At 75.4% G+C, this 4,578-nt stretch carries 4 protein-coding genes; 1 reads left to right on the top strand and 3 read right to left on the bottom strand.

Annotated elements, in window-relative coordinates; translation table 11 throughout:
* Positions 1-276: 276 nt before the first annotated feature.
* The 3 genes from WCS02_RS17690 to WCS02_RS17680 all read right to left on the bottom strand — a co-directional run bounded on the left by WCS02_RS17690 (position 277) and on the right by WCS02_RS17680 (position 2,941).
* Positions 277-1,290, bottom strand: a complete 1,014-nt coding sequence (locus WCS02_RS17690) for an ABC transporter substrate-binding protein (RefSeq protein ID WP_340295585.1) — start codon at positions 1,288-1,290, stop codon at positions 277-279.
* Between the two features lie 200 nt (positions 1,291-1,490).
* Positions 1,491-2,243: an ABC transporter permease gene (locus WCS02_RS17685; protein WP_340295583.1), complete on the bottom strand. Its 753-nt coding sequence runs from the start codon at positions 2,241-2,243 to the stop codon at positions 1,491-1,493.
* Entirely contained in the window at positions 2,240-2,941 is a 702-nt protein-coding gene (locus tag WCS02_RS17680) for an ABC transporter permease (RefSeq protein WP_340295582.1), read from the bottom strand. Before WCS02_RS17680 ends, WCS02_RS17685 begins: the two co-directional genes overlap by 4 nt.
* Before the next feature lie 54 nt (positions 2,942-2,995).
* On the opposite strand from WCS02_RS17680, the gene WCS02_RS17675 reads away from it, so the two are divergent.
* Positions 2,996-4,132 (top strand): ABC transporter ATP-binding protein, encoded by a 1,137-nt coding sequence (locus WCS02_RS17675; RefSeq protein WP_340295580.1) that lies wholly within the window; start codon positions 2,996-2,998, stop codon positions 4,130-4,132.
* The last annotated feature ends 446 nt before the right edge of the window (positions 4,133-4,578 follow it).

Here is a 4,578-nt window from a genome sequence, read left to right as displayed (position 1 = left end):
GGAGACGTGCGAGGCCCACCGCCACGTACAGGGCCGCGGCGGGCGTGCCGGGGCCGCCGTCGGGCACGGCGTGCGACCGGGCGGTCCTGGGCCGGCGCGGCAGGGGCAGCCAGCGAGGCCGCCGTGGCTCCGCCCGATGCCTCCCCTGCACGAGGGACGACGGTACGAGGGGTGACGGGCGCACGACGGCCCGCCACGCCGCCCCGACCACGGGGGTCGGGACGGCGGGCGGGCCGGGGGGGTGCGGCGGTGCCGAGGTGGAGCGGCTGCGGTCGGTCAGCCCTCGATGAGGCCCTGCTCGACGAGGTAGTCGCGGGCGACGTCGGCCGGCAGCTCGCGGTCGGCGTCCACCCGGCGGTTGAGCTCGGCGAGGTCCTCGGTGGTGAGGACGTCGGCGAGGCTGTCGAGGGTCTCGACGAGGGTGGTGTCCTCGGCGGAGGTGGCGTTGAGCACCGGCACGAGGTTGTCGGCCAGCTGCAGGGCCTGGTCGTCCTCGAGCAGGACGAGCCCGTCGGCCTCGAGCGTGGCGTCGGTGGTGCCCACGAGGACCATGTCGGCCTCGCCGGCGACGACGGCCTGCTTGGCCTGGGGGCTGCCGTAGCCCAGGGGCAGGAGGCTGCTCACGGTGAACCCGTAGGTCTCCTCCAGGCCGATCTGGCAGAACGGCCGGGTGGGGCACTCCTCGGTGGCGGCGAGGACGATCTCGGGCTGGACGGCGGCGAAGTCGGTCAGCGTGGCGACGTCGTTCTCGCTCGCCACGGACTCCAGCACCGCGAAGCCGTTCTGGCTCGACGCCTCGGCCGGTTCGGCGACGACGAGGCCCTGCTGCTCGGCCAGGCCGCGCAGCGCCTCGACGGTCTCGGTGACGTCGCCGGTGGCCACGACGGGCGCCTCGGCCCCGTTGACCTCGCGGTTGAGGAACTCGGCCATGGTCGCGGCGTACTCGGGGACCACGTCGATGTCGCCGTCGACCAGGGCCTGGCCGTAGATCTCGCGGGAGTCGGAGGCGACGATCTCGACCTCGTAGCCGGCGTCGGTGAGGAGGGCGCCGTACATCTCCTCCATCACCTGCATCTCGGTGAAGTTGGCGCCGCCGACGGTGATGGAGCCGGAGCCCCCGGCGGCGCCACCGGAGGCCGCGGGGTCGGGGCTGGCGTCGCCGGTCGCGGCGCCGCCGGCAGAGCCGGGCTCGGTCTCGGCGAGCGGGTCGCCGGAGCCGCAGGCCGCGAGGCCGAGCGAGGCGACGAGGGCCACGGGGAGGAGCGCGCGGCGGAGGGTCGTGGAGGTCATGGGTGTCGCCTTCTGTGTCCCGGGGGGCGGGCCCCCGCGTGTCCGGGTCGTACGGGCCGCTGCTGCGGCCCCGACTGTCTAACCGCGACCACCGACAGGTGCATCCCCGTCCCGGGGGTCGGTCGGTAACGGATCGGCGACGAACGGCGTGGGTTTGAGCGGAGAACCGGGGCGAACCGGACGAAGTGGACGAGACGGGGTCAGAGCGACCCGGTGAGCCCCGGCTGCCGGGTGTCCACCGCGGCCGCCCCGACGTCCTCCACCAGGCCGGTCCGGCTCGAGCGCGACGGGGTGAGCCGGCGCTGGAGGACCTGGAAGGCCACCTCGACGAGGACGGCGAAGGTGGCGACGAGGAACGCGCCGCCGATGAGCTGCGGGGTGTCCTGGTTGCCGAACCCGGCGCTGATGAACCGGCCGAGCCCCGGGCCGGCGACGAACGCGGCGATCGTCGCGGTGGCGATGACCTGCGCGGTGGCGATCCGCAGACCGGCCACGACGAGCGGCACCGCGAGCGGCAGCTCGACGCGGAACAGCACCTGGGGGCCGGTGAGCCCCATCCCCCGGGCGGCCTCGACGAGGTCGGCGTCGACGGCGCGGATGCCGGCGTAGGCGTTGGTGAGGATCGGGGGGATCGCGAACAGCACGAGCGCGACCACCGTGCACGTCACCACGTTGGCGATGCCGAACGGGGCCGGGGACAGCACGAGGATGACGAGCACCGCGAGCGTCGGCACCGCCCGGCCGAGGTTCGCCACCGCCGAGGCCAGCGCGCCGCCCCGGCCCAGGTGCCCGAGCACGAGCGCGACCGGGAGCGCGACAGCCGCCGCGACGAGCACGCTCACGCCGGACACCCAGACGTGCTCCCAGAGCCGCGCCGGGATGCCGGCCTCGCCGGACCAGCGCGCGGGGTCGGCGAGCCACGCCGCCGCCCCCCCGACCACGGAGCCGCTCATGCGGCACGTCCTCTCAGCCACGGGGTGAGCTGTCGGCCGAGCAGCAGCAGGAGGCCGTCCGCGGCGAGCGCGAGCACGACCACGAGGACGGTCGCGGTCAGCACCTCGGCGTTGAACTGGGTGCGCTGCCCGGTGATGATGAGGTTGCCGAGCCCGCCGTAGCCGAAGAGGCCGCCGACGGTGACGAGCGCGACGGTGGACACCGTGGCGATGCGGGTGCCGGCGACGATCGCGGGCAGGGCCAGCGGCAGCTCGACGCTCCACAGCCGGCGGCGCGGGCTCAGCCCCATGCCGGTGGCCGCGTCGAGCGTGTCCTCCGGCACCCCGTGCAGGCCGACGACGATGTTCCGCAGCAGGATCCCCAGGGTGTAGATCGCCAGCCCCACCACGACGATGCTCGGCCCGAACGGCAGCCCCACCGCCAGCAGCAGCGGGAACATCGCCAGCGACGGGATCGTGTAGAGCACCGTCGCGATGCTGGAGGCGCCGGTCTCCACCAGCCGCGACCGGCTCGCGAGGACCCCGAGCGGCAGGGCGACGAGCAGCCCCAGGGCGACCGCGGCGAGGGTGAGGCCGACGTGCTCGACCAGCGCCTCCTGGAGGATGTCGCCGCGGGTGCGCACGTAGTCCGGGCAGACCCATGCGTTGCGCTGGAGGCACGAACCGGCGACCCTCGTCGCGTGGACAGCCAAGGTCACGGTCCGGACGCTACCGGGACCGGAGTCCCCTCGCCCAGGCGCGAGGCCGAGCCGATGATCCGCCTGGCAGGGGTGCGCAAGCAGTACGCCGACGGCACGGTCGCCGTCGGCGGCCTCGACCTGGAGGTCCGGCGCGGCGAGCTCGTGGCCCTCGTGGGCCCCTCCGGCTGCGGCAAGTCGACGATCCTCCGCATGGTCAACCGGCTCATCGAGCCCAGCGGCGGGTCCATCGAGGTCGACGGGACCGACGTCATCGAGGCCGACGGCCCGACCATGCGGCGCGGCATCGGCTACGTCATCCAGTCCGGCGGGCTGTTCCCCCACCGCACCGTCCGCGACAACGTGGCGACCGTGCCCCGCCTGGTCGGCTGGGACAAGCCGCGGACCGCGGCACGGGTCGACGAGCTGCTCGGGCTGGTCGGCCTGCAGCCGGAGGTCCACGGCCCGCGCTACCCGCACGAGCTGTCCGGCGGGCAGCGGCAGCGGGTGGGCGTCGCCCGCGCGCTCGCGGTCGACCCGCCGGTCCTGCTCATGGACGAGCCGTTCGGCGCCGTCGACCCGCAGGTCCGAGACCGGCTGCAGCTGGAGTTCCGCCGCCTGCAGCAGCGCCTGGGCACGACCGTCCTGCTCGTCACCCACGACATCGACGAGGCCGTCCGCATCGCCGACCGCATCGCCGTGCTCAGCGTAGGCGGGGTCCTCGAGCAGCTCGACTCCCCCGCCGTCGTCCTCGGCGCGCCCGCCACGGACTTCGTCGCGGACTTCGTCGGCGCCGACCGGGGCCTGCGCCGCCTCGCGGTCACGCCCATCCGCGAGGAGGACCTCGTGCACCCGCCGACGCTGCAGGTCGGCGAGAGCACGGACCGCGCGCTGCAGCTGCTCGAGGAGAGCGCCCTGGACTTCGCGGTCGTGCTCGACGGCACCGACCTGCGCGGCTGGGTGTCGCAGCGCGCCCTGGCCCGCGGGGGCACGGTCGGCGAGGTCCGGCGCCGCTTCGACGACACCGTCGACGTGCGCGACAGCCTCAAGACCGGGTTCAGCGAGATCGTCGCCCACGACGCCGGCTGGCTGCCGGTGCTCGACGGCGACCGCTACGTCGGCGTCCTCACGCCGGAGACGGTGCACGCGGCGCTGCGCCGCACCCTGCCGGACCGCGCCGGCAGCGCGGCCCGGCTCGCCGGCAGCGCCTGACGGGTCGCCCCGCCGCCCTGTCACCGATCGATAACGCCTGCGCGGACACCACCACCAACCCACCCGCGCCCTGCCCGGTCGACAACGCCTGCGCGGACACCACCACCGACCCACCCGCGCCCTGCCCGGTCGACAACGCCTGCGCGGACGCCACCGTCGACCGGTTGTGGCCCTCGCCGACCCGGCGACGGGTCGCGGGCACGGTCGGACGGCGGCATGCTGCCCGGGGGCGCACCGGGGACCCGGGCGCCTGGACACCAGACGCAGGAGGACGCATGGCCCTGGACGACGAGATGACGACCAGCACGGCTGACGGCGGCGCTGACGGCGGTGCGGACGGCGGCGCCGACGGTGGTGCGCACGGCCCGGCCGACGGCGGGGCCCACGGTCCCGCGGACGGCGGCGCCGAGGGCGGCGGCAGCGACGGCGGTGCTGATGGCGGCGCG

Origin of the sequence: Aquipuribacter hungaricus, from assembly GCF_037860755.1 — a bacterium.
GTDB classification, from domain to species: domain Bacteria; phylum Actinomycetota; class Actinomycetes; order Actinomycetales; family JBBAYJ01; genus Aquipuribacter; species Aquipuribacter hungaricus.
Note: the sequence above shows the minus strand (reverse complement) of the source record. Positions and strands in the feature narration are given on the sequence as shown.

Bases quoted from the DNA above. Each gene is read 5' to 3' on its own strand.
- WCS02_RS17685 (WP_340295583.1), bottom strand. From the start codon at position 2,243: ATGAGCGGCTCCGTGGTCGGGGGGGCGGCGGCGTGGCTCGCCGACCCC.
- WCS02_RS17675 (WP_340295580.1), top strand. From the start codon at position 2,996: ATGATCCGCCTGGCAGGGGTGCGCAAGCAGTACGCCGACGGCACGGTC.
- WCS02_RS17690 (WP_340295585.1), bottom strand. From the start codon at position 1,290: ATGACCTCCACGACCCTCCGCCGCGCGCTCCTCCCCGTGGCCCTCGTC.